General features: G+C 68.9%; 25 protein-coding genes. 11 read left to right on the forward strand and 14 right to left on the reverse strand.

Features of this window, described 5'->3' with window-relative positions; genetic code table 11:
* Window positions 1-303 precede the first annotated feature (303 nt).
* The gene (merA, locus tag SGUI_RS10050) at window positions 304-1,671 is read right to left on the reverse strand and encodes a mercury(II) reductase (RefSeq protein ID WP_066639538.1); all 1,368 of its coding nucleotides are present in this window, start codon (window positions 1,669-1,671) and stop codon (window positions 304-306) included.
* Between the two features lie 85 nt (window positions 1,672-1,756).
* On the opposite strand from merA, the gene SGUI_RS10055 reads away from it, so the two are divergent.
* Entirely contained in the window at window positions 1,757-2,182 is a 426-nt protein-coding gene (locus tag SGUI_RS10055; RefSeq protein WP_066639540.1) for a heavy metal-responsive transcriptional regulator, read from the forward strand.
* Between the two features lie 262 nt (window positions 2,183-2,444).
* Here the strand turns inward: SGUI_RS10055 and SGUI_RS10060 are convergent, their stop codons facing one another.
* The gene (locus SGUI_RS10060) at window positions 2,445-3,044 is read right to left on the reverse strand and encodes a cadmium resistance transporter (protein WP_066639545.1); all 600 of its coding nucleotides are present in this window, start codon (window positions 3,042-3,044) and stop codon (window positions 2,445-2,447) included.
* Window positions 3,041-3,400 carry a Cd(II)/Pb(II)-sensing metalloregulatory transcriptional regulator CmtR gene (gene cmtR / locus SGUI_RS10065; protein ID WP_066639548.1) on the reverse strand — a complete coding sequence of 120 codons (360 nt, stop codon included), beginning with the start codon at window positions 3,398-3,400 and terminating at the stop codon, window positions 3,041-3,043. The genes SGUI_RS10060 and cmtR overlap by 4 nt, the downstream gene beginning before the upstream one ends.
* Window positions 3,401-3,721: 321 nt before the next feature.
* Here cmtR and SGUI_RS10070 point away from each other — a divergent pair, with 321 nt between their 5' ends.
* A complete protein-coding gene (locus tag SGUI_RS10070; protein WP_157621799.1) occupies window positions 3,722-4,663 on the forward strand; it encodes a hypothetical protein in 942 nt (313 codons plus the stop codon).
* A gap of 280 nt (window positions 4,664-4,943) precedes the next feature.
* Here SGUI_RS10070 and SGUI_RS10075 read toward each other — a convergent pair whose 3' ends face one another.
* The 3 genes from SGUI_RS10075 to SGUI_RS10085 form a co-directional block, all read right to left on the reverse strand.
* The gene (locus tag SGUI_RS10075; RefSeq protein WP_083190619.1) at window positions 4,944-5,846 is read right to left on the reverse strand and encodes a phosphotransferase; all 903 of its coding nucleotides are present in this window, start codon (window positions 5,844-5,846) and stop codon (window positions 4,944-4,946) included.
* Window positions 5,847-5,988: 142 nt separating this feature from the next.
* The gene (locus SGUI_RS10080) at window positions 5,989-6,384 is read right to left on the reverse strand and encodes a type II toxin-antitoxin system VapC family toxin (RefSeq protein ID WP_066639559.1); all 396 of its coding nucleotides are present in this window, start codon (window positions 6,382-6,384) and stop codon (window positions 5,989-5,991) included.
* The gene (locus SGUI_RS10085) at window positions 6,372-6,629 is read right to left on the reverse strand and encodes a type II toxin-antitoxin system Phd/YefM family antitoxin (protein ID WP_066639561.1); all 258 of its coding nucleotides are present in this window, start codon (window positions 6,627-6,629) and stop codon (window positions 6,372-6,374) included. Before SGUI_RS10085 ends, SGUI_RS10080 begins: the two co-directional genes overlap by 13 nt.
* Window positions 6,630-6,976: 347 nt before the next feature.
* Between SGUI_RS10085 and SGUI_RS10090 the strand changes: the two genes are divergently transcribed.
* A complete protein-coding gene (locus SGUI_RS10090) occupies window positions 6,977-7,537 on the forward strand; it encodes a dihydrofolate reductase family protein (protein WP_066639564.1) in 561 nt (186 codons plus the stop codon).
* A 25-nt stretch (window positions 7,538-7,562) separates the two neighbouring features.
* Here the strand turns inward: SGUI_RS10090 and SGUI_RS10095 are convergent, their stop codons facing one another.
* A complete protein-coding gene (locus SGUI_RS10095; protein ID WP_066639566.1) occupies window positions 7,563-8,327 on the reverse strand; it encodes a metallophosphoesterase family protein in 765 nt (254 codons plus the stop codon).
* 82 nt (window positions 8,328-8,409) lie between these two features.
* Here SGUI_RS10095 and SGUI_RS10100 point away from each other — a divergent pair, with 82 nt between their 5' ends.
* Both SGUI_RS10100 and SGUI_RS10105 read left to right on the forward strand, forming a co-directional pair.
* A complete protein-coding gene (locus SGUI_RS10100) occupies window positions 8,410-8,685 on the forward strand; it encodes an ArsR/SmtB family transcription factor (protein ID WP_066639568.1) in 276 nt (91 codons plus the stop codon).
* An 8-nt stretch (window positions 8,686-8,693) separates the two neighbouring features.
* Entirely contained in the window at window positions 8,694-9,107 is a 414-nt protein-coding gene (locus SGUI_RS10105) for a VOC family protein (protein WP_066639571.1), read from the forward strand.
* Between the two features lie 5 nt (window positions 9,108-9,112).
* On the opposite strand, the gene SGUI_RS10110 is transcribed toward SGUI_RS10105, so the two are convergent.
* The gene (locus tag SGUI_RS10110) at window positions 9,113-10,426 is read right to left on the reverse strand and encodes an aspartate aminotransferase family protein (RefSeq protein ID WP_066639575.1); all 1,314 of its coding nucleotides are present in this window, start codon (window positions 10,424-10,426) and stop codon (window positions 9,113-9,115) included.
* Between the two features lie 111 nt (window positions 10,427-10,537).
* On the opposite strand from SGUI_RS10110, the gene SGUI_RS10115 reads away from it, so the two are divergent.
* From SGUI_RS10115 to SGUI_RS10125, 3 genes are read left to right on the forward strand one after another with little or no spacing between them, the layout of a single operon-like run.
* Window positions 10,538-10,765 (forward strand): FitA-like ribbon-helix-helix domain-containing protein, encoded by a 228-nt coding sequence (locus tag SGUI_RS10115; protein WP_066639579.1) that lies wholly within the window; start codon window positions 10,538-10,540, stop codon window positions 10,763-10,765.
* Entirely contained in the window at window positions 10,762-11,157 is a 396-nt protein-coding gene (locus tag SGUI_RS10120) for a type II toxin-antitoxin system VapC family toxin (protein ID WP_083190621.1), read from the forward strand. The genes SGUI_RS10115 and SGUI_RS10120 overlap by 4 nt, the downstream gene beginning before the upstream one ends.
* Complete coding sequence (locus tag SGUI_RS10125) at window positions 11,154-12,026, forward strand: aminoglycoside phosphotransferase/kinase family protein (protein WP_066639582.1); 873 nt, start codon at window positions 11,154-11,156, stop codon at window positions 12,024-12,026. Before SGUI_RS10120 ends, SGUI_RS10125 begins: the two co-directional genes overlap by 4 nt.
* A 69-nt stretch (window positions 12,027-12,095) precedes the next feature.
* On the opposite strand, the gene SGUI_RS10130 is transcribed toward SGUI_RS10125, so the two are convergent.
* From SGUI_RS10130 to SGUI_RS17105, 4 genes are all read right to left on the reverse strand, one after another.
* On the reverse strand, window positions 12,096-12,686 hold the full coding sequence (locus tag SGUI_RS10130; protein ID WP_066639585.1) for a GNAT family protein: 591 nt from the start codon (window positions 12,684-12,686) through the stop codon (window positions 12,096-12,098).
* A 10-nt stretch (window positions 12,687-12,696) separates the two neighbouring features.
* Window positions 12,697-13,419, reverse strand: coding sequence for a VOC family protein (locus SGUI_RS10135; protein WP_066639588.1), 723 nt, complete (start codon window positions 13,417-13,419; stop codon window positions 12,697-12,699).
* A 106-nt stretch (window positions 13,420-13,525) separates the two neighbouring features.
* Window positions 13,526-13,915 carry a type II toxin-antitoxin system VapC family toxin gene (locus tag SGUI_RS10140; protein WP_066639590.1) on the reverse strand — a complete coding sequence of 130 codons (390 nt, stop codon included), beginning with the start codon at window positions 13,913-13,915 and terminating at the stop codon, window positions 13,526-13,528.
* Between the two features lie 11 nt (window positions 13,916-13,926).
* Entirely contained in the window at window positions 13,927-14,169 is a 243-nt protein-coding gene (locus tag SGUI_RS17105; protein WP_083190622.1) for a hypothetical protein, read from the reverse strand.
* 69 nt (window positions 14,170-14,238) lie between these two features.
* Here SGUI_RS17105 and SGUI_RS17460 point away from each other — a divergent pair, with 69 nt between their 5' ends.
* Window positions 14,239-15,360 (forward strand): hypothetical protein, encoded by a 1,122-nt coding sequence (locus SGUI_RS17460; protein WP_157621800.1) that lies wholly within the window; start codon window positions 14,239-14,241, stop codon window positions 15,358-15,360.
* A 63-nt stretch (window positions 15,361-15,423) separates the two neighbouring features.
* Here the strand turns inward: SGUI_RS17460 and SGUI_RS10150 are convergent, their stop codons facing one another.
* Window positions 15,424-15,981 (reverse strand): helix-turn-helix domain-containing protein, encoded by a 558-nt coding sequence (locus SGUI_RS10150; protein WP_066639594.1) that lies wholly within the window; start codon window positions 15,979-15,981, stop codon window positions 15,424-15,426.
* Between the two features lie 76 nt (window positions 15,982-16,057).
* On the opposite strand from SGUI_RS10150, the gene SGUI_RS10155 reads away from it, so the two are divergent.
* Window positions 16,058-17,677: a bifunctional NAD(P)/FAD-dependent oxidoreductase/class I SAM-dependent methyltransferase gene (locus SGUI_RS10155; protein WP_066639597.1), complete on the forward strand. Its 1,620-nt coding sequence runs from the start codon at window positions 16,058-16,060 to the stop codon at window positions 17,675-17,677.
* 89 nt (window positions 17,678-17,766) lie between these two features.
* On the opposite strand, the gene mraY is transcribed toward SGUI_RS10155, so the two are convergent.
* Window positions 17,767-18,879, reverse strand: coding sequence for a phospho-N-acetylmuramoyl-pentapeptide-transferase (gene mraY, locus SGUI_RS10160; RefSeq protein ID WP_066639599.1), 1,113 nt, complete (start codon window positions 18,877-18,879; stop codon window positions 17,767-17,769).
* A 115-nt stretch (window positions 18,880-18,994) separates the two neighbouring features.
* Here mraY and SGUI_RS10165 point away from each other — a divergent pair, with 115 nt between their 5' ends.
* Window positions 18,995-19,759: an alpha/beta hydrolase family protein gene (locus SGUI_RS10165; protein ID WP_066639601.1), complete on the forward strand. Its 765-nt coding sequence runs from the start codon at window positions 18,995-18,997 to the stop codon at window positions 19,757-19,759.
* Window positions 19,760-19,796: the final 37 nt, after the last annotated feature.

Consider the following 19,796-nt stretch of genomic DNA (forward strand, 5'->3'; position numbering starts at 1 on the left):
CGACACGGTTGTCGAGATGCAGCCAATCTTGCGCAGCGACCGTCCCTATGTAACATTCCCCACGGTTATCCGTAAGAGCGATCTTCTGTTGAGATGCAGCCAAGTTCGCACAAACGACCGCCGTATGCGGCAATAGGCGGGCGTGATGGACACCATCACTTTACGTTATGGAGGAGTTGGCTGTACGGGCTCAGGGTTACATCGTCCGCGCTCCGGCTCCGGCCGAAGCACGTCGATCCGCGTAGTCCAGCCAGCCGTCGGAATGTGGCGGAACTACTGCACCGACCGTCTCACCGGCTCTCCTCAGGCGCAGCAGCTGGTGGGCATGGTCGAGCGGAATAGACCGGCTGCTATGCGCAGGGCTTCGCTCATCGTGAGGTAGGGCGCCCACGTGTCGGTCAGGTCGTCGACGGTGAGGCCGAACTTGATGGCGTACGTCGCGGCAAGCATGAGCTCCCCGGCACCGTCGAGCGCAGCATGCACCCCCAGGATCTTGCGGGTCTGGGTGTCGATGACGAGCTTGAGGACCCCGCGGGTGTCCTGGTTGACCAGGGCGCGCGGAATGTCCTGCGCGCTCAGGACCCGGCTCTCAGCGTGGTGGCCGAGTTCCAGGGCTCGGGCTTCGGTCAGTCCGGCGCTGGCGAGTTGAGGAGTGGTGAACGTGACTCCGGGCAGGCCGCGGTAGTCCACGGTAGACAGCTCGCCGAGCGCACCGGACGCGGCGACCCGGCCCGTTTGCGCGGCAACGTAGATGTACTGCGGGGCACCGCAGACGTCCCCGGCGGCGAACACCCGCTGGTTGGTCGTGCGCTGGTTCTCATCCACGACGATGAAGCCGCGGGCGTCCGTGCCGATCCCGGCGGCCTCCAGTCCCAGACCGGTGGTGTTGGCGTAGCGGCCGGTGGCGACCAGCAGGCGCTGGCCCTGGACCTGAGCACCGCTGACCGTGGTGACCTTGACCCCTTCGGCGGTGGGTTCCACTTCCCGCCCGTGCTCCTCGACCACCGTGATCCCGTCCTGCGCGAAGACGCTTCGCAGCACGTCAGCGACCTCGGGTTCGGCGTAGGGGGCGATCCGGCCCACGAGGGTGACGTCAACGCCCAGCTGGGCCCATAGCTGAGCCTGCTCCAGACCGACATAGCCCCCACCCAGCACGACCATCGAGACGGGCAGGTCCTGCTGTTCCATCGCGGTGCTCGACGTCAGGTACTCGATCTCGCTCATGCCGGTCAGGTCCGGAATGAGCGGGGCTGCTCCGGTGGCGATCACGTACGACGCCGCGCGCAACATCTGGTCCTCGACCTGCAGCGTGTGCTCGTCCAGAAACCGCGCATGCCCGTAGGTGATGGCAAACTCGTGCGCCTCGGCGACATCGACGTACTTCGCCTGGCGCAGGTGCTCGACCAACCCCTGCTTCTGGTTCATCAGCTCCCCCACCTCGGGGGCATCAGCACTGGTGGGCACACCCTGAAACGGGCTGGTCAGCGCCCGGTGGCGCCGGCCAGCTGCAGCGAGCAAGCTCTTGCTCGGGATGCATCCCACGTTCAGACAGGTACCGCCGAGCGGACCATGCTCGACCAGCAGCACGCTCTTTCCGCGGGAGCGCGCCTCGATCCCGGCGGCCATGGCCGCACCCCCGGTGCCGATGACGATCAAGTCGTACTGGACCATGACTGCTCTCTTCCGGTCGGGACGCAGGGTCGCTTAGACCGTAAGGCTTCCAGTGCACTGGAAGGTCAAGAGCTACGGTGCAGGTATGCGCATCGGAGAGTTGGCCGCGGCAACCGGCGTGAGCACAAAGACCATCCGGTTCTACGAAACGGCCGGCGTGCTACCGGCGCCCGCACGGACCACATCGGGCTACCGGCAGTACGACGCCAGCGCGGCGGACCGGCTCGCATTCATCAGAGCCGCACAGGCAGCGGGACTGACCCTCGCCCAAATCCGAGATGTCATCTCAGCCCGCGACATCAGCGAAGCACCCTGCCACCACGTCGCCACCCTGCTGGCCGACCACGCCGCCGCACTCCAAGCACGGCTCTCTCAACTCAGCGAACTGCTCGAGCATGTGCGCTGGCTCAGCCATCGGGCGACCACGCTGGATCCCGGCCAGTGCCTCCCCCAGCATGTCTGCCACGCCATCCCGACCAGCCAACTGACGGACCGCTCCTCCAGCCGCTGAACACCACATCCGGTATGCCGATCCCGCGACTACTCCACCGCACCCTCCTGCTGCGCGTGACACTGCACACCTTCGGCATCCCTCGGGTACGCCGGCAGCCCCGCGACCCGCTCTGACACACCCTCCGATTCTTCGGTGGCCAGCTGGAGGTTTGGCAGTCTGCCGCTACTGCGCTCCGTCGGCTCTTCCAGGGAACCTCAGGAGTGCTCGGCAAGCGGAGGCCGGGTAACTGGTGCACGGTCGTAAGTCCCGACGGCTCTGGTCAGAGGCCAAAGGCTCCGCCACTGACCAAGATGGCGATGCCCAGTCCGATGAGGACGATGGGGAACAGGATGTGCTCCCACCGCTCAAGGACTTCGGCGATCGGGGGGCGGGTGGCCACGAACTTGGCCAGCATGACAAGGACCGCGACCAGCCCGAGGAAGACGATGCAGTAAGCCACCACGGCCGCCGGTCCCACGCTGAGGAAGACCGGGACGTAGACGCCGATGTTGTCCCCACCGTTGGCGAAGGTGACCCCCGCGACCGTCCAGACGGCGACGTTCTTGCCGGTGACCTTGGCATCGTCACCATCGTCGTCGTTCCCGCGCCAGGCCTCCCATGCGGCCCACAGACCCAAGACCAACGGGATGAGTCCGAAGTACGGGATGACTGCCGAGGGCAGGAACGCGTCCGCGCCCAGGGTGACGAGCACTGCCGCGCCAAGGATGCCCGCGAACCCCAGGTACTGGCCCAGCACGATCCGGGCCGTGGTTCCGGACTGTCCTGCGCCGCGCGCGAAGAACAGCGAGAGCACGATGATGTCGTCGATGTTGGTCGCGATGAACAGGCCGATCGCCTGCAGGACCGAGGACAGGATCATGCGCCAGCCTCGGCGGCGCAACATCTGGCGATCGAGCAAGCCGGATCGAGACACGGGGCGTTCTCGTCCACTGCGAGGGCAACCTCGACCAGCGCGGTCAGCGCCCGCGCCAGGTGCGGATCCGCGATCTCATAGCGTGTGCGGCGGCCTTCGAGCTCGGCGACCACGATGCCGCAGTCTCGCAGGCAGGTCAGATGGTTGGACACGTTCGAGCGCGTCAGGCCAAGGTCGCGCGCCAACTCCGCCGGGTAGGCAGGCCGCTCAAGCAGCACCAGGAGAAGCCGTGACCGGGTGGGATCCGCCAGCGCCCGGCCCAGCCGGTTCATCACATCCAGACGAGAAGCAATGGTCAGCACGCGCTGAACTATACAGCACTGACTGTACCAATAACGGTGACTGCAGCGCCTCCGATGCGTCGCTCCGCTCCGTTGTCAGGGGCCCCAGCCTGGCGCCTCCGCCAATGCGGACCACGTGGGAGGTGAACCACGCGCCCCCCTGGCGTGTGGCCCTACTTTGCGCGGATCGTCGGTTTGAGCGACAGTCGCGCAAGATCGACCCCTCACGATCGTGCAATCTTCACTGCATCTCGACACCAGTTGAGAGCGGAGAACGGCGCGTTGCGGCACGTCGACTGCTGTTGACGCAGCCCGATTCGTCTTGCGAAGGAAGGCACAACCATGACTGCGACCAACGAGCATCCCGCAGCAAAGGCCCCAGGCATCTTTGAGGTCACGAAGAGGTTGAAATCCTGGGCGCGAGACGTCAGTGGCGACGCGACGGCGTTCGCAGCTTCGAGGGCCATCACCCATCACAACTGGCATGCTGCCGAGTCGATGCCCGCGCCCCGCCACTACGAGTCACCGGCGGCGCTCGACGCCCTGGAAGCCGTCAGAACAGGCGTGCTACCTCATGAAGCCTTCAACAACGAAGCGATCGGCGACCTGCCCCGCACAACGACCGGCATGCAGGCTGCCGTCACGCTGAGGCTGTTGCACGACGCGGGTGCGCCGCTCGAGCTCATGAGCGTCCTGACGGCTGCTTACGGCGTGGACATCCATGACGTGCAGGAAGTTGTGGAGCGGAACCGGCTCGAGGGGACTGGTTCGGCCGGACTCCAACGGGGCGGTCGGCCCTATGTAGAGCCCTCCCGGGGGGTCGAGGACGGAGTCGTCAGCGGTGAGCCAGTCTTGGTCCCTTGGAACGCCGATGCGATCGACCGCGGCACGAAGGCGCACAAGGATCTTGAGGTCGAAGTGGCTGCACATGTCCGCGAAAGCGGACTCCTGCCGCTTTCACCCTGCGGCGGTGACGAGCCGTTCGACGTGGCCTGGGTGGCGGACAGCGTCCTCTATGTCTGCGAGGTCAAGAGCCTCACGGATGCAAATCAGGAGTCGCAGTTGCGACTGGGTCTCGGTCAACTGCTCGCGTATCTGTTCAGGACCAAAGCTGAGCACTGGCCGGACATCGACCGCATGCGGGGAGTGTTGGCGGTGGAGGGTCCGCCGAAACGACTCGACTGGGTGGACATCCGCGCGGAGCATGGCGTCACTCTCACCTGGCCCGGGCGCTTCCCCGAAGTGTGCGGCGAAGCGGCAGCGCAGCGGAACCCGAGCGACTGACCTCCCCACCCTGCTATGGCACACCTTCAAGGTCCGCTGAACGGTGTCACAGCGCAGCGGTGGCGCGAGTAGTGGCCGTGGTCGGCTGGGAAAACGCGGCCGTGCTCGCAGCGACACAGATCCTCTTGCAACTCGAGTGGCCCATCCGTCTCGGACGCCACGACATGATTCCAGGAGTGCTCGAGCGTGGCTATCGCGTCACTGACGAGCTGGCCGCACTGCGCTAAGCGTCTGGTCCTGCAGCCGAGTCATCGGCCCGCGCCTCACGTCGGCATCACCGTCACGGCCGGACGTTGAAGAGGTCGCGGGACAGCTTCTCGCTCAAGGGAGAGGTGCGGCGGAGGGCGTCGAGTTCCCAGCGTCCGGGTTGACGTCCACGACGCAGGTGAAACAGGCACAGGCTGAGCATCAGCGCCCACCAGTCGATGAGGACCATCCGCCATTCCTGATCATTGAGCTTGGCTACCTTGTCGTAGGCCAGCAGCACGTCATCGTGACGGCACCGCCACACCAGCATCGCCTCCGTGATTCGACGGTCGACTGTGGCCAGCTCGAGGTCCAGCACGCCGGTGAGACGTCCACCGGACCACAGGAGGTTGTGCCCTGCCAGGTCACCGTGAACCAGAGTCCGCGGGGACGCGTCCCAGTCCACGTCCTGTGCCCCAGCCCGGACCTGGTCCAGTCGTCTCAGCAGCCACCCTCGATCCTGCTCGTCGGCGCACTCGGCGAAGGACTGGGCGGCGTCGTCGTCGACAAGCACATTCAGATGGTCGAGACGATGAGGCTGCGGACCGAGTTCCTCGGCCAGGTCGACGAGGTTTCCCCACCGGGCGAACAGGTGCGCATGCTGGGTCGGGCTCATCTGGGCCGACGTGCCCGGGAGCCACTCTTCGAGCGTCCACCACGCGCCGCCAGATCGGAGAGGCTCCTCGATCGGAGCGGCCACCGGCCACCCAGCCCGATGCAACCGTGCCCGTGTCTGGGCCTGCCAGTCGATCGCCTCGCGCTGCATCGTCGGACCCAGTTCGAGAACATCGAGGTACCGCCGGAGCACCAGAGCGTCGTTCTTCCCTGAGACAAGCCAGTTCGTGCTGGACCGACCACCCAGTTCGCGCTCGAGTGAGACCTGGAACTCACGGGTCACGTCCATCACGGCAGGCACATCGGATGCTGGCGGGATCATCGCAGACACTTTCGCACGAGTTGGGTCCACCAGGGTGGTGTACGGCGGGTCCCGTGAGCGTGGACTGCATGGCTCTCACCGAGGCAGCGCATCGCTGTGCTGCACGACTCTCCTGGCCCTGCTGTGCGCGCGACTGCGGCTACTACCCAGCGGGTATGCCGACGCCGGGCAGGTCGCTGAAGCGCGCCTTGACGTCGAGGGAAACAATCTGGCGTCCGGTCTGCCGTGCATGCGCAGCGATGATGAGGTCGTGGGCGCCACGGGGCTTTCCTGAGCGACGAACGTGGTCGAGCAGCGCGGCGTGCTCGGCTGCGGTCGACCTCGTGTAAGGCAGCACCTCGATCGTCTCCTCGACGTCCTGGATGAACTGCTCCCGCGCCTGCCGACGGGCAGTGTCCGCCGCCAGGGCGCCATGACGCAGCTCAGCGAGCGTGACCGCAGCGATGGCGATGTCGTCGGACTCGGAGATCCCAGTGGCGCGCTCGCCTTGGCGATCGAGCTGGATCAGGGCATTGGTGTCGAGGATCAGGCGGGCCATGGGTCTGCTGAGTCCACGGTGAGAAGGGAGTTGGCGCTTGTGGCCTCGGCGGCGAAATCGTCGTCGAGCGACAGACGTCCGGCGCGGCGGGCGAGGAAGCCGGCGACGGTGCGGGTCGTCGCCGGCACGATACGAGCGACGACCCGGCCATCTCGCTCGACGGTGTACTCCTCGCCGTCATGCTCGACGCGGTCGAGCAGCGCGGAGAATCCCCGGGACGCGTCTCGTGCGGTGATGGTGGTCATGACACTCATACTACATCTGTGTCAGACAAGTCAGACCAAGAGTTCGCCACGTGCGGCCGGTTGAAAGCGCCGCATGGAGCCGACTGCCGCGGGCTCCTACGGCTCAACTGAGACGACCCCGACGCCACCGCAAATCACATGGCGTGCCTGAGTTCGACTGTTGGAGCGACGGACCGTCACTAACTGAAGGCGCCGGGGCGCCGCTACGCTCGGCCATGGCGAGGCTCACGATCACTGTTGACGCGGCGACCCTGAAGCGTGCGCGAGGGCGCGCCAAGTTACCCGGACGTGCTGTGTAATCTTCGCTGCTCTCGACACCAGCCCGATCGAGCGATGGAGGAACTGAGATGAGACCCCTCCGCTACGCCATCAACACCACCCTCGACGGCTGCTGCCACCACGAGGCGGGGCTGCCTCCCGACGCGGAGTCGATGCGTTTCTGGACCGAGGAGATGGGCCGTGCCGATGCGCTGATCTTCGGCCGCGTCACCTACCAGATGATGGAGTCCGCCTGGCGGCGCCCGCGCTCGGGCACGTGGCCCGCCTGGATGGCCGACTGGCAGAAACCCTTCGCCGAGATGATCGACCCGGCGACGAAGCACGTCGTGTCGAGCACGTTGAGCCGGGTCGACTGGAACGGGCGGCTGATCCGGGGCGACCTCGAGCGCGCCGTGGAGCAGCTCAAGCAGGAGTCCGGCAGGGGGCTGTTCGTGGGTGGGGTGACTCTCCCCCTGGCACTGGCCGACCTGGGGCTCATCGACGAGTACGTCTTCGTCGTGCACCCGGTCGTCGCCGGTCACGGGCCGACGCTCCTCGCCGGCCTGCACGAGCACAGACGGCTGAACCTGGTCGACCGTCAGGAGTTCCGGTCGGGGATCACCGCTCTGCGCTACCGCCCCCGCTCGTAGTCGCCGGGCCGCGTGTCCGGGCGGCTCAGCAGTCAGCCGCGATCAGACCCTCCGCCCGGGCCCGTCCCCGGTAGATCGCCCGCCGGAGCTCGATCGCATACTCCTCCTGCTCCGGGGCGCCCAGCCGCCGGGCCGCCGCGACCTCCCCCTCGATGTCGTAGGCCACCCGCACGAACTGCAGCCCGAAGGGCTCGTCCGGCCCGCCGTCCACCGCCCCCTCGACGATGACATAGGACGCGGACGGCTCGTCGAGTGAGTTGCCGACGCTGCCGACGTTGAAGAGCGTCAGTCCACGCCGCACCTTGAGGTATGCCGCGTGGATGTCGCCGTAGCCGACCACCGTCGGCGTCGGACCCTCGCCCGTCGCCTCAGTCGCCGCGAACATCCCGTCGAACTCCTCGTCGCTGTGCTGCTGGAACACCCTGGTCAGGATGCTCCCGGCCGAGGCGTGCAGCAGGCGCAGCCGACGACCACTGACGGTGAGGTCGTGGCAGAACGGCAGCCGCGTGAGCCACTCGCGCTGACCGGGCCGCATCTGGTCGCGCCACCACCGCCCGGCCGACTCGAGCTCCACGTCAGGGCGCCCCAGGAAGTGGTCCCAGTTCCCGAGAACGGTGACCTCGCACCTCTCCTGGGTGAGCTCGATGCACTCGGCCCCCCGCGGCCCCTTGCCCACGAGGTCCCCGAGGTTGAGCACCCGGGTGATCCCCCGCCGCTCGATGTCATCGAGGACCGCCCGGTATGCCGTGAGGTTGCCGTGGACGTCGGAGACGAGGGTGAGGCGGTCCACGAACGTCAGTATGCCGGTGGCCGTGGTCGCCGGCGGCGGACGACCGTTGACATGCAAGCGTGGACTTGCCTATTCTTCCGCTGTGGGAGACATCTACGCGGCACTGGCGGATCCCACGCGACGACTCGTCCTGGACGAGCTGCAGCGACGGGACGGGCAGACCCTCTTCGAGCTCTGCGCCCGGCTCGTCACCGTGCACAGAGTGAGCATGACGAGGCAGGCCATCTCGCAGCACATCTCGGTGCTGGAGTCGGCAGGCCTGGTCGAGACAGCACGAGCCGGCCGCAGCAAGGTGCACCACTTCACCCCCTCGCCGTTGCGCGAGATCCACGACCGCTGGCCGGTCGACCCCACCTGAGGAGCCTCATGAACCCCGTGATCACGCACACGTCCGTCTACGTCGACGATCAGGCGCAGGCGCTGACCTTCTACACCACCGTCCTCGGATTCGTGACGAAGACCGACATCCCTCTCGGCGACGACCGATGGCTGACCGTCGTGGGCAGCGAGGACCCCGACGGGGTCGAGCTGCTGCTGGAGCCCTCAGGTCACCCTGCCTTCCGGTCGTTCAAGGACGCCCTCGTCGCCGACGGCATCCCGCTGACGATGTTCGGTGTCGAGGACGTCGATGCCGCCTACGCGGAGCTGACGGACAAGGGCGTGCGCTTCACGCAGCCACCCACGGACATGGGCGCGGTGCGTACCGCGGTGCTCGACGACACCTGCGGCAACCTCATCCAGCTCACCCAGATGCTCGAGGCTGGAAGCGGCGAGATCTGAGCCGGTCAGAGCACTGCTGCCAGCGAGGCCTCCAGGAGGTCCAGCCCTTCGACCAGCTGGTGGTCGGTGATGGTGAGCGGCGGGGCGATGCGGAAGACGCCGCCCATGCCGGGGAGCTGGACGATGTTCATGTGCAGCCCGCGCCTCAGGCACTCGGTGGTGACGGCGGCGCCCAGCTCGTCGGCAGGGGTGCGGCTCGCCTTGTCGGTGACGAGCTCCAGGCCCTGGAGCAAGCCGCGACCGCGCACGTCGCCGACCTGCTCGAAGCGATCACGCAGGTCCAGCAGCCGCTCCCGCAGCACCTGCCCGCGGGCAGCGGCCTGCTCGACGAGCCCGTCGCGCTCGATGACCGTGAGCACGGTGGAGGCGACGCTCGCGGCGAGCGGGTCGGAGGCGTGGGTCGTGAAGAAGAGGAAGCCGCGCTCGTGGCAGCGCTCCTCGATGGCCGGTGACGTGACGACCGCGGCCACCGGCATACCCGCGCCGAGGGTCTTGGAGAGGGTGAGGATGTCGGGCGCCACGCCGTCCCGCTCGAAGGCATACATCTGCCCGGTGCGTCCCAGGCCGGTCTGGGCCTCGTCGTAGATCAGCAGCATGCCGCGCTCGTCGCACAGCTCCCGCAGCCGCGCCAGGTAGCCGGGCGGCAGCTCGATGATCCCGCCCGAGGACAGGATCGGCTCGACGAGGCACGCGGCGAGGCTGCCGGAGGAGGCGCGGTCGATCTGCGCGAAGCCGTAGTCCAGCTCGGTGCGCCAGTCGTAGGAACCGTCGTCGTGACGGAAGGGCGAGCGGTAGGCGTCCGGGCTGGGCAGGGTCAGGCTGCCGGGCATGGCCGGCCCGTAGCCGCGACGCCCCGCCGAGTAGGTGAGCGAGGCCGCCCCGGTGGTCATCCCGTGCCAGGAACGGTCGAAGGCCACCACCTCGAAGCAGCCGGTGGCGAGCTTGGCCATCTTGACCGCGGCCTCGTTGGACTCCGCCCCCGTGGTCAGCAGCAGGATGCGCGAGAGCGGCTCCGGCAGGGTGCCCGCGAGGCGCTCGGCGAACTCCAGCACGGGTCGGCTGAGCATCCCGCTGTAGAGGTGGTCGAGCGTCGCCACCGACGAGCTCACCGCCCGCACGATGTCGGGATGCCCGTGGCCGAGCACGGCGCTCATCTGCCCCGAGGTGAAGTCGAGGATCCGGTTGCCGTCCTCGTCCCAGAGGTATGCCCCCTCGGCCCGCTCGATGATGCGCGGCGAGAAGGCCGAGCCGTAGCGGACGAGGTGCCGCTCGGTCCGGGCGGGGAGGACGTCAGCGGGAGCATCGATCGTGTTGGTCATGGACACAGCGTCCACCATGGCGCACGCCTCGCGGAAGGGTTTGTCGTCCGCCCTCGAGCACAGGGCGGGCGCCGACCGGCGAGGCTGCTTGCACAGCGCTAGCATGGGGCCATGACGACTCTCTATGTGCGCGACGTGCCTGAGGACGTCGCTGACACGCTGAAGCGGCGTGCGGCGGAGGAGGGGAAGTCCCTGTCCGCCTACGTCGTCGGTGAGCTCGGGCGCATCGCCGCGCGGCCAACCAATGGCGAGATCGTCGAGCGCCTTCGGCGGGTCGATCGCCGCGATGGTCCCACCGGGGCTGAGATCACCGATGCTTTGCAGCAGGCTCGACGGTGATCGTGGTCGACGCCTCGGCGATGGTCGAGGCGCTCGTCGGTCGTGACGTGGACGAGTCGCTTCTCGATGCACTGGCCGGCGAGATCGCAGCGCCACACGTGCTGGACCTGCAGGTCCTGTCCGCCCTGCGAGGGCTGACGCTGAGCAACAAGCTGCCACCCTCCGCCGGTGACTCTGCGCTCGTCGACTATGTAAGTCTGGTCGTCGACCGGTACGAGACGGTGCCCCTCGCCGAGCGGATCTGGGAGTTGCGGCACCAGTACACGAGCTACGACGCGGCATACCTCGCGCTGGCGGAAGCGCTCGACGCGCCGCTCCACACCTGCGACGTCAGGCTCGACGCCGGAGGGCACCGAGCGACCATCCACGTCCATTCAGGAGTTTCCCGATGACCACGATGTCCCCGCGTGCCGAGCGCGCACTGGCGCTCACGACCACGCTCGCGACCCGGCACGGACTGCCGACCGACGACCTCCGCGTGCTGCACGACTCGTTCAGCGTGATCGTCCACCTCGCGCCCGCCCCCGTCGTGCTGCGGGTGCCGACGCTGACCGTGGTACCGCTCGCCGACGACGTCGCGCAGCGTCAGCGCGAGCTCGACGTCTCGGCCTGGCTCGTCGAGCAGGACTTCCCCGTCGTCGCGCCCAGCGACCTGCTGCCCCCGACGGTGCATGTCGTCGAGGGCGTCGCCATCACCGCCTGGCGCTGGGTGGAGCACCGCGACGAGGGCTTCGAGGCGGAGGTCTTCCTGCGGCGTATGCCTCTGGTCGCCCGGCTGCACCGGGCGCTCGAGGACTACCCCGGCGACCTCGCGGAGTGGGTGCCGCTCGAGGGCTGCGAGTCGATGCTCGACGACGTGGCCGCTTCCGAGGCCCTGCCCGGCGAGGACGTCGCCCGCGCCCGGCGGGAGCTGGCGGTCGTGCGCGAGCGCTGCTCGGCGGTCGACGGCCTGGTCCCGACCCACGGCGACGCGCCCTACTACAACGCCCTGGTCACCCCGCACGGCACGCTCGTCGGTGACCTCGAGCACGTCGGGCTGGCACCGCTGGAGTGGGACCTCGTGGGTTGCTCGGAGGAGATGCTGGAGGCATACACCGCGGCCGGGGGAGCGACCCCCGACCCCGAGCGCCTCAGCCTCATGGCCGTCGCCCGCAACGTCCAGCTCGTCGCCGCGCACGCCTTCGTCGCCTCCGTGCCCGAGCTCGGTCCCGGGATGGCGCCGCTGATGCAGGCCTGGCGCGAGACCCCCGAGATCACCTGAGCGCCCATCACCCGAATTCGAGGGGCTCTACCCCGCCGCAGGGTCGGAGCCGTCAGCGGTATGCCGGGGTCAGGCGGGCTCGACCGTCGTCACCATGACGCAGTTCTTCAGCCCCTTGGGCCGGTCGTAGGTGAACCCGAGCCGCTCGTAGAGCCGCCGCGTGCCGTTGTAGAGGAACGAGGACGACATCTTCTTCGTCTGGTTCGTCAGGTCGTGCGGGTAGCTCTCCACCACCCCGCCGCCGGCCCGCGCGACCATCTCCAGCGCGCCGGTGATCGCCAGCTCGGTCACGCCCCGCCGCCGGTATCGCCGGTCGACGAAGACGCAGGTGATCCGGAAGTCCGGGTCCCCGCTCTTCTCCGCGTCGTACTGCTTGCGGTGGTGGATGTTGGGCAGCTCCTCCGGCGGGCCGTACTCCGCCCAGGCGATCGCCTCGTCACCGTCCATGACCAGCGCCGCGTGTGCCCTGCCCTGCTCGACGTAGGCCTTCTTCATCGCCCGGCTGCCCTCGTAGCCCGGCCCGCGCTCGGCGCACGAGGGATGGAAATGGGTGCACCAGCACCCGCCGAAGATCCCGTTGTGGCGCTCGACCAGGCCCGCGAAGGCGTCCCAGGTCTGCGGGCTCAGCGGCTCGATCCGGTATGCCGTGTCCGTCGCCATCCCGCGCCCCTCAGCGCTCGTCCGGCGACGGATCTGCGATCGCGGAGGTGTCGACGCAGACCACGCCGGTGTTGCCCTCCTGGTCGGCGACCACGGTCATACCGGGTGCCTCGCTGTCGTCGACGACGGTGCCGCCCGCTGCCACCGCGGCGTCGATCCGCCTCCGGGCCTCCTCGAGACTGACGTAGACCTCGACGTGGAACCGCTGGCGCGAGCCCTCGTCGGGAGCGCCGCCGAACCAGAGGTTGGGCACCCGCCCGGTGCCGTCCCGGACCTCGTCGCTCGGGGTGCCGCGACCCTGCGCCTCGGCCTCACCGGCCAGCAGCGCGGCCCAGACCGGGGCGACCGTGCCCGAGGCCGCGGTGTCGAGGCCGAGCTCGATGACGCTGGCGCCCGCGGGATCGGCACTCAGCCCGTGGTCCTCGGCGACCTCAGTGATCCGCCGGGCGAGGTCCACGTCCTGCTGTGTCGGCCACTCGACGACGTGCTCGGTGCCGTCCCCCTCGCGGTAGATCGCGTCGGCGGTGACCAGCTTGAGGTCGACATGGCGCTCACCCAGAGACACCACCTGCGGATGGTGCCCGAGGGCGTCGCCGGCCTCCCCCACCGCGGTGACGAAGCGCGCCCCCGCGGTGAAGTCGTCGACGAGGTAACGCGCGTGGAGTCCCTGCGCCAGCTTCACCCAGCCGATGAGCCCGGCGTACGCGATCTGGTCCCCCATGAGCATGTCCATGGTGGTGACCGTACTCGGACCGAGGCCACGAAGGTGGAGTGTCTGCGCGATTCGCGGACACGTCGCGTCCTCGACAGCACGCGCAGGGGTGCGCGATCAGAGGCGTCTATGTGCCGACGGGCCAGTGCACGACGGAGACATCGGCCATCGGGAAGTCCTTCGGGTTGCCCGTCACCAGTGGCGTGCCGGCCAGGGAGGCTATGGCCGCAATGAGGCAGTCGGCCTGGGCCAGCGTCCGGCCGCGAGCGGCGTTGTCGCGGCGCCAGCGACCGGCTAGCCAGGCGGCCTCACCCGTGACCGGCAGGATCACGAGCCCCTCGACAAGGGTCTGCGCTGCCTCTTCCTCGGCTGGACGCAGTCCGCGGACGACCTCCTCCACATTGATCGCGGTCGTGGCCGGGGTATCACCACGAGCCTGCATGTCGAGGACGCGTTGCGCCGCAGGTCGACCCCGAAGGTGGTCGATGAGCACGGTCGTGTCGAGAAGCTGCAGCATTGGCACCCCCCTCAACCGGTGCGACGTTCGTCCGCCCGACGCGTCTGTCGGACCCAGGCGGCGGCGTCGTCGTCCCAGGCATGAGCGACGGCCTGGTCCAAGCTGCCCGCAGACTGGCGCAGTGCCTCGGCCCGGCGTGCGTCATCGAGCGCCTGGACGACGGCACGCCGCACGAAGGCGCTTCGCTCACGCGGTCCGGCGAGGCGGTCGACCTCGCGCACCACGTCGTCGTCGAGCTCTATGTGCATACGCATGTGTAAATCTTAGCCCCATAGGCAGGGGAAAAGTGGGTAGGTGTCAGACCCTTGCTGTATTGGTGGCACATGAAGATCACCGCACGCTTCGGGGAGGGGAGTGGTCGTGTCCTGCGTGCGGACGACGACCACGACTGGTGCATCTCTCACCCGGCAGAGGGTCCAAGGCCCAGGTTGTTCTGTCCTGATATCGAATGCGGACAACGGCTCATCGCCGTAGAGCGGGCTCGTGACGATGGAGTGGTGACGCGCTTCTTCCGGTACGCCAGGAAGGCGATTCCCTGCGGCCATCTAGACTCGGACACGCCCGTGGAGGTGTCGGCGCACAGCGGGACAACGGGACCGGAGACGGACGAGCATGCGTGGCTCAAGAAAATCGTCCACACATGGGCCATCGAGGCGGGATACGCATGCGCCGAGGTGGAAACAGTCCTGAGCGGCGGCATCAAGGCTGATGTCTTCGTACCCGGCGCGTGCAGGGGTCGCGTCGAGATCCAGCGTGTTGCCACCGATATCGAGGCGCGCTCCGCGCCTTATGACGACGTTCTATGGCTCTTGCGACAAGCTGACAGTGACGCTAATGCGAGATACATGTTCGACATGCCGTGCGTGCAAGTCCGCATCTTGGTGCAGACGCCGCGAGGATTTCGCCCGGGTGCTCCGTGGTCCGACTCGGAGGAGCACCAGTACAAGATCATGGCCTCCTCGACCGTCCTCGGTCTGAACCCACGACGCGACGAACCCGGGGAGTCGTTCTTCGAGTCGCGGCCCATGCCTCTGCCACTCTTTCTCCGCCAGGTCTGGGGAGGAGTGCGCCGGTGGCATCCCCGTTCTGAACCGCACTACTACGGCGGGTGGATCCTTGACGAGGACTATCGCGCGTGGCAACGCTCGCGGTCGAGCGTGACTCCAGCTCCCCCAAGAGTGACCTCACCTCGTGCGCAGACGCAGTGCACCTCCACGGAGGCGGAAGGCTCCACCAAGGACGAAAGGACGTCATCAGAGAAGTCCGAGGATCCTCATCCAACACCTCCTCAGGTGCCTGCCGCGCCCTGCGTCGTCGACAGCCCTGGGGGGCAGGTGCCTGCCAGCGAAGTAGTCGGGCAGAAGGATCGGGGCGCACAGAAGTCAGAGCGTGGAGGAAGAACGATCTGGGAGCGGTTCATCGGCTGGTTCACAGGTGGCGTGTGATTGGCACCGACAAGGACTGAAGCACAAGTACCAGCCGTACCCACGGAGCTGATGGCACCCCCGTCACTGGTGGACGTGCGCGCGCTGCCCCTCACGGTCGAAGATCATGATGAGCTCGGCCGGCCCGCCGACGGCCTCGACGGCGTGCGGCGTCATGGTGGAGAACTCCGCCGCCTCACCCGTGTCCACCTCGATCTCGCGGTCCCCGAGACGCAGTCGCACGCGCCCCTCGATCACGACGAACCAGTCGTGCCCCGGGTGCACGCGCTGGTCCGGCCGGCTCCGGCTCGGCTCGACCCGCATCTTCATCGCGATGGTGCGTCCGTCGGGCCGGCTCAGCGGCCACGTCGTCTGCCCGCCCGAGCTGTGCGGCGCCGGCCGTATCACCACGTCCTCGTCACCCGGCGTCTCGAAGAGCGCGTCGAGGCTGACGCCGAGCGCCTGTGCGAGGGGCACGAGCACGTCCAGACCGAGCGTGCGCCGCCCGGTCTCGACCCGGCTGATCGTCGAGGGGCTGAGGTGGGTGCGCGCCGCGAGCTCCTCCAGCGAGTAGCCCAGGGTGGTCCGCAGGCTGCGCAGCCGGGCGCGGGCCAGCGCCTCGACGTCCGTGCTGGGGCTCATGCCATCAGCCTGCCGTGATCTTGCAAATTCTGCAAACTGTTGAGCGTATGCCGCATGCCGGGTCTATCGTGGAGGCATGGCTCACGAGCACTCCCACGATCACGACCACTCCTCGCGACCTCCTGTCGAGCGCCACTGCGACGTGGCCGTGATCGGCGGCTCGGCGGCCGGGCTGGCGGCGGCCCTGCAGCTCGCCCGGCAGCGCCGCACCGTGGTGGTCGTCGACGACGGCACGCCCCGCAACGCACCGGCCGCGCACATGCACGGCTACCTCGGCCGCGAGGCGGCACCGCCCTCCGAGCTCGTCGCCGTGGGTCGCGAGGAGGTGCGCCGCTACGGCGGTGAGGTGCTCACCGGCCGGGTGCTCGCCGTCCGGCCCGCCGCCGACGGACGCTTCCGCGTCGAGCTGAGCGGCGGGCATACCCTCCTCGCGCGCCGCGTCCTCGCCGCCACCGGGATCGTCGACGAGCTTCCCGACATCGAGGGGCTCGCGTCGCGCTGGGGGCAGGACGTCATCCACTGCCCCTTCTGCCACGGCTACGAGGTGCGCGACCAGCGCCTCGTCCAGGTCGTCACCCACCCGATGGGCCTCCACCCGACCCCGCTGCTGCGCCACCTCACCGACCGCCTCACCGTCGTGCTGCACGGCCTCGGCGACCTCGACGAGACCGCCGCGACGGCCCTGGACGCGATCGAGACGGCTGGCGTTACGGTCGAGCGCACCGACGTCACCCGCCTCACGACTCACCCGGACGGCTCCGTCGCGGGCGTCGAGCTGGCCGACGGTCGCACGCTCGAGGCCGACGCCGTGATGGTCGGCACCCGCTTCCGCGCCCGGCTCGACGCGCTGGCCCCGCTCGGGCTGGAGCCCAGCGCGCACCCCAGCGGCCTGGGTGAGGTGCTGGGGGTGGACCCGATGACCGGGCAGACCGCCGTCGCCGGGGTGTATGCCGCGGGCAACCTCACCGACCCCTCGCTGCAGGTGCTGCCCTCGGCGGCGCACGGCAGCCGGGTCGGCGCGATGATCGCCTTCAGCCTCGCCGACGAGGACCTGCGGGCCCGCGCCCGCACCTCGGGCGAGGAGGGCGACTGGGACGCCCGCTACGGCGGCGAGCGCATGTGGAGCGGCAACCCCAACGGCACCCTCGTCGCCGAGGTGGAGGGTATGCCCCCCGCCCGCGCCCTCGACGTCGGCGCCGGGGAGGGTGGGGACGCTCTCTGGCTGGCCGGGCGCGGGTGGGAGGTCACCGCCACCGACATCTCCGGTGCCGCGCTGCGGCAGGTCGGTGACGCGGCGCAGAGCCGCGGCCTGGACGTGACGCTGCTGCACACGGACGCCAACGCCCCGGCTGCCTACGGCGGCAGCACCTTCGACCTGGTGTCGCTGCAGTACGGCTCCTTCCTGCGCACCCCGGAGCAGCGCGGGCTGCGCAACCTGCTGGGCGCGGTCGCCCCCGGCGGCACGCTGCTCGTCGTCAGCCACGACCAGGCGCCGATGCGCGAGCCCGTCGACCCGGCAGAGCAGACCCGGATGTGGGACCCGGAGGCATACCTCGGGGTGGAGGAGATCGCCGCGGCGCTGGCGCAGGAGCCGGGCTGGACGGTGCAGGTCCACGAGACCCGGCCCCGCCCGGCAGGTGCCGCCTCGACCCACCACGTCGACGACGTCGTGCTCCGGGCGGTCCGCACCGGCTGACGGGGCGTCTGGAAGCCGGTTCGTCATCTGGGAGCCTGCACGAACAGGCTCCGGAATGACATACCGGCGCGCAGTTGACGAAGCGGCGCTCAGAGGTTGGCGAGCCACTCCGCGTAGAACAGGCCCAGACCCGCGGCGACGCAGATCCCGGCGATGATCCAGAAGCGCGCGACGATCGTCACCTCGGCCCAGCCGAGCAGCTCGAAGTGGTGGTGCAGCGGCGCCATGCGGAAGACCCGCCGGCCGGTGAGCTTGAAGCTGATGACCTGGATGATCACCGAGAAGGTGATGATCACGAAGAGCCCGCCCAGCACGACGAGGAGCAGCTGGGTGTGCGTGAGGATCGCCATCCCCGCCAGCGCCGCCCCGAGCGAGAGCGAGCCGGTGTCGCCCATGATGATCTGGGCCGGCGACGCGTTCCACCACAGGAACCCGAAGCAGGCGCCGGCGATCGCGGCGGAGACGACGGCGAGGTCGAGCGGGTCGCTGATCCGGTAGCACCCCACCCCGGGCTCGACGGCGCAGCTCTGGCTCGCCTGCCACATCGCGATGACCGTGTATGCCCCGAACACCATGGTCGACGCCCCGGTCGCCAGCCCGTCGAGACCGTCGGTGATGTTGACCCCGTTCGACGCGCCGGTGATGAGCAGGTTGGACCAGAGCAGGAAGAGCAGGACCCCTAGGACCGGTCCGGCGAAGGCCAGGTCGAGCGGGGTGTCGCGGACGAAGGAGATGGCGGTCGAGGCGGGGGAGCGGCCGTCGTCGTCCTTCACGAGCAGCGCCGCGAGGGCGAAGACGACGGTCACCGCGGCCTGGCCCACGAGCTTCTGCCCGGAGGTGAGGCCGAGGCTGCGCTCCTTGCTGATCTTGGTGTAGTCGTCGAAGAAGCCGATGAGCCCCAGGCCGGTGAGCAGGAAGAGCACGAGCAGCGCGCTGAGCGAGATCGGTCTGGCCTCCACGTCGAGCGAGCCGGTGGCCCCGAGCAGGAGCAGCAGGAGGTGGGAGCCGAAGTAGCCGGCCAGCGCCGCCCCGATGATCACCGCCCCGCCCATGGTGGGCTTGCCCCGCTTGACGTGGTGGTGGGTGAGGTCGTCGCGGATGAACTGCCCGTAGCGGCGGCGGACGAGGAAACGGATGAAGGCCGGCGTGCACAGCAGCGCGAGCGTCATGGAGATGCCGGCGGCCAGCATCACGTCGATCATCCGGTCCTCCTGGGTGCTGGCGGGTGGCGGGTGGCGGCGCTGACGCTACCCGACCCCCGGCGCCTGGCCGCCGGACGAACCCGGCGCGCGCGGCCGATCTGCCAGGATGTGGGGCGTGGCCGAGCGCGTGTGGTTCCCCAGCACGAGCGGCCCGCGGCTGGCCGGCCTCGTCGACCACCCTGAGGGACAGGTGCGCGGCTGGGGTGTCTTCTCCCACGGCTTCACGCTCGGCAAGGACAGCCCCGCCGCGAGCCGCATCTGCAAGCAGCTGGCCCGCGAGGGGATCGGGATGCTGCGCTTCGACAACCTGGGCCTGGGCGGCTCGGAGGGCGACTGGGGCGACGGTTCGTTCTCGCACAAGGTCGCCGACACCGCGCAGGCCGTGCGCTTCATGAATGACACCGGCCACGACGTGCGGCTGCTCGTGGGCCACTCCTTCGGTGGCGCTGCCGTGCTGGCGGCCGCGCACGAGGTCGACTCGGTGCTGGCCGTGGCCAGCGTCGGAGCCCCGTACGAGCCCAGCCACGTCGAGCACAACTACGACGCCCTCATGGAGCGGATCATGGGCGAGGGCGAGGCGCCCTTCCTCGTGGGCGGCAAGGCGCTGACGCTGCGGCGCCACTTCATCGAGGACGTGCGGGCGGCCGACCTGCACGACCAGATCCGCACGCTGCGCCGGGCGCTGCTCGTCATGCACTCCCCGACCGACAACACCGTGGGCATCCGCAACGCCAGCGAGATCTTCCGCGCCGCCCGGCACCCGCGCAGCTTCGTGTCGCTGGAGGGCGCGGACCACCTGCTCACCGGGCGCGACCAGGCCGGCCGCGCGGCCAGGATCATCAGCGCCTGGGTCGACCCCTACCTCGCGGGGGCGACATGAGTCCTTGCCTCGTTGTCGGTGGCCGGACCTAGGGTTT

Source organism: Serinicoccus hydrothermalis (assembly GCF_001685415.1).
In the GTDB taxonomy this organism is placed as follows: Bacteria; Actinomycetota; Actinomycetes; order Actinomycetales; family Dermatophilaceae; genus Ornithinicoccus; species Ornithinicoccus hydrothermalis.